The organism is Saccharopolyspora sp. (genome assembly GCF_017434145.1).
In the GTDB taxonomy this organism is placed as follows: domain Bacteria; phylum Actinomycetota; class Actinomycetes; order Mycobacteriales; family Pseudonocardiaceae; genus Saccharopolyspora_C; species Saccharopolyspora_C galaxeae.
The window spans coordinates 1-3,358 of record NZ_JAFRFW010000673.1 but is presented as its reverse complement, the minus strand read 5'-3'; the positions used below and the strand labels follow the sequence as shown (position 1 = coordinate 3,358).

General features: G+C 72.2%; 2 protein-coding genes. One reads left to right on the top strand and one right to left on the bottom strand.

Going from position 1 to position 3,358, the window contains the following annotated elements:
* The coding region (locus tag IJH84_RS18455; RefSeq protein WP_295146716.1) for an MFS transporter at nt 1-1,085 on the bottom strand (1,085 nt) is incomplete at its 3' end.
* Nucleotides 1,086-1,449: 364 nt separating this feature from the next.
* Between IJH84_RS18455 and IJH84_RS18450 the strand changes: the two genes are divergently transcribed.
* The coding region (locus IJH84_RS18450) for a hypothetical protein (protein WP_295146714.1) at nt 1,450-3,358 on the top strand (1,909 nt) is incomplete at its 3' end.

Sequence of the window (3,358 nt, the reverse complement as noted above, 5' to 3'; positions counted from 1 at the left end):
GGGGCGGCGACCGCCGCACCGGCGGTGGCCGCGCTGGTGTACCAGCCGAACGCCTCCGCCCGCCGGTGTTCCGGTGCCAGCTCACCGACCCGCGAGTTCGCCGCCGTCAGCAGCGGCGCGATCGTGGTTCCGCCGATCAGCAGCACCACACCGACCACCCACGGCGAACCTGGCTCCGCCACCGGCGGCAGCACCGGCACCAACGCGACGAGTCCCAGCACGACCAGCACGCCGCGAAGCCACAGCCGCGATCTTCCGGTCACTGCGCCCACGGCCAGCCCGCCGACCAGCGACCCGATTCCCCACAGCGCAGCCAAGATCCCCGCGAGCGCCGGCTCACCGCGCTCCCGCGCCCAACCGACCAGGAGCAGATCCACGCAGATCAACGCACCCATCACCAAGCAGCCGAACCCCAGCATCCGCACGAATCCGCGCACCGCCGCCGGCGAACCGGACCGCTGCCGAACTCGCGCAGAAGCCGTTTCGCGGATCCCTGCACGCCGCAGCACCACCGCGAACGAGGCCGGACCGAGCACGGCCCACACCGCGCACCACACCGCCGCCACCAACGGGCCCTGCGCAGCAACGATGAACGCCGCCAGCATCGGCCCGGCAACGTAGACCAGCTCTCCCAGGGTGGATTCGACCGCGAACGCGGCCTGCCGCGCAGGCCCGTCCGCGACCCGCAGCCACATCGCGCGCCCGACCTGCGCGGTGGGCGGGCTGGCCAACCCGGTCACGAACACCACCGGCAGCAGCAACCACCACCGCCCGGCGGGCAGCACTCCACTGGCCAGCAGCGCGGTCAGCAGGAAACCGAGGCACCACAGACAACCTGTGATCACCAGCACCTTCGAGGGCGACGCCCGGTCGGCCGCACGGCCGCGCAACGGACCGGCGACGGCCTGACCGATCGTCAACGCGGCGGCGAGGACACCGCCCGCCGCGTACGAACCCGTCCAGTCCACCAGCAGGAACGTCAGCACCAGGCTGATCGCGGGCAGGTGCAGGCGGGCGAGCAGACTGGTCGTCATCAGAGCGGGTGCGTGCGGGATCGCGGCGAGCAGGCGGTACGGACGCAGCACGGGAACTCCACATCGCAAGATCGGGACATCGCAAGATCGGGACATCGCGAGATCGGGACATCGCTAGATCGGGTAGCGGCGCACCGAGCGACCCGCTGCGAGCACGACAGCGGAAACACCCGAACCACCGCCACCGGATTTCCGCTGTCTACCGCTGAACGGATCACACCTGGTGGTGTGATGTTGCTCGGCGGGCCCGGCGGGCAGTCTTGGGTGCTGTCCCGCACGAAGATCAACCGTGGTGGCCGCGGGGGCGGTCATCGCACCTAACTCACCCGGGAGAACACAACGCCGATGGACCTTCGAGTAGCGTCTGCGCGGGGTGGGGTCGGTGTGCCTGGTTGAGAGGGGGAGGATGTCACCCATGTCGCGTCCGACAGCGATCAGTCCGGAAGAGCAGGAACAGATAGCCCGCAGGATCGGGGTCCTGCTGTTGCAGGCCGCACCTGAGGACTGGCAACAGATCACGGTGGAGTACCGCGCCACCGGCGAATACCGCGATCTGCTCGGCGAGGTCGCCGCCCAGGACGGCGGTACGGAGCCGTGGGAACCACCCGAAGAGCTGTGGGGCATCTTCGAGCACCTCCGCGAAGGCATGTACCGGCCGGAGGTCGGTACCTGGCTCAGCGCGCTGTACGTGGTGGAGCGGCCCTCCAGCTACCGCATCGACATCAACTTCGACGCCGAGCCGCAGTGGCAGCAGCCGCTGCCGCGCGCCGCCTACGTCGACGAGCTGCGCCGCTACCCGCGCACCGAGGACAACGTGCCGGAGTGGATGCGCGAGAAGCTGGACGGTTCCGCCGCCTCCCCCCAGGCGGAGCAGCAGGCCGCGGTTCCGCCCGGTCAGCAGGCGCCCACCCCGCCCGGTCAGCAGGCGGCAGCCGAGTTCGCGCAGTCCGGCCCCGCCGAATTCGCCGCCGCAGCGCCCGCGCAGCCGAACGGCCACCAGTGGGGCGCCTCCCCCGCCCCGAGCGGTGACCGGTTCCGCACGGCGCTGGTGTTCGACGACTTCGACGAGCAGGGCCGGCCGCTGGTGACCACGCGCACGCCGGTGCAGCAGGAAGAAGTCGGGCCGCTGCGGCACTACCTGGAGAACGCGCCGATCGTGCTGGCGTCCCGGGACAACGACGACGACCTGCTGGACCCGAACGCGCCGGCCTCGGTTCCCTCGACCTGGCACACCGACGGCACCTGGGTGTGGCCGGGCGCCGTGCCGTACTACCTGATGCAGTACGGCGTTCCGCCGCAGCAGGAGCTCGTCGAGCACGTCCGGGCGCGGCGGTTCGCGCTCGGTGAGGTCGACGACTCCACCCGCGACGCCGCCGTGCGGGAACTGTTCGAGCAGCCGGAGGAGCCGGGCGCGGCTCCGGCACGGCCTCGCCAGGACGCCGCCGAGCAGGCTCCGGCCCGCGACGCCGTGCAGCAGCCGGAGCAGTTCCAGGCCGCCTCGTTCGAAGGGGCGCCGTTGCAGCCCGGCCAGGATCCCGCGCAGGCAATGGCGCAGCCCGAGCAGCAGCGCGTGCCGGACGGATCCGGGCTCGGCGAGCCCGAGCCCGATTCGCCGCAGCTGAACGGTTTCGAGTCGGCCGCGTGGGATTCCGGCGGACTGGATTCGGGCGCCTTGGACGCCGGCGTGGTCAAGCCCGCTGCGTACGAGCCTTCGCCCGCGGCCGCGCAGGAGGACTTCGCGGTCCAGCTCCCGGCGCCGGACGCCGGCCCGCGGTTCGATCGCGACGACGAGGCCGACACCGGTGATCTCGGCCCGGCGTTGCGCGATTCCGGGCCGGACGAGCACCTCGAAGGCGAACCGCCGCTGCTCACGCACGACACGGGCCCTGCGGAAACAGCCGAAGCTGCCGCCGGTTCGCGGCACGTCCTGGACGCGCCCGCCGAGAACGAGGACCTGGACGAGACGCAGGCGGTGCTGGCCCGGCTGCACGACCGGCTCAGCGAGCTCGGCGTGCCCAGCGAGGAGTACCGCCTCGGCAGCCACTCGAACAGCGCGCGCTGCCTGCTGCGGGACGGTCCGGACTGGATCGTCACCGCCGGTGAGGACGACCTGCACGGTGACGTCCGCTTCGAGCACGCCGACCAGGCCGCGGCGTTCCTGCTGGGCAGCTTGCTGCTGTCGAGCACCGAACCGCTGCCTGCCGAACCGCGGCGGGCCCCCGAGGAAGCGGCCCAGCAGGTGGCGGCCCAGCAGGCGGAGCCGGTGGCGGCCCAGCAGGTGGCGGATTCGCCGCCCGCTGCCGCGGAACCGACCCCGATGGCCG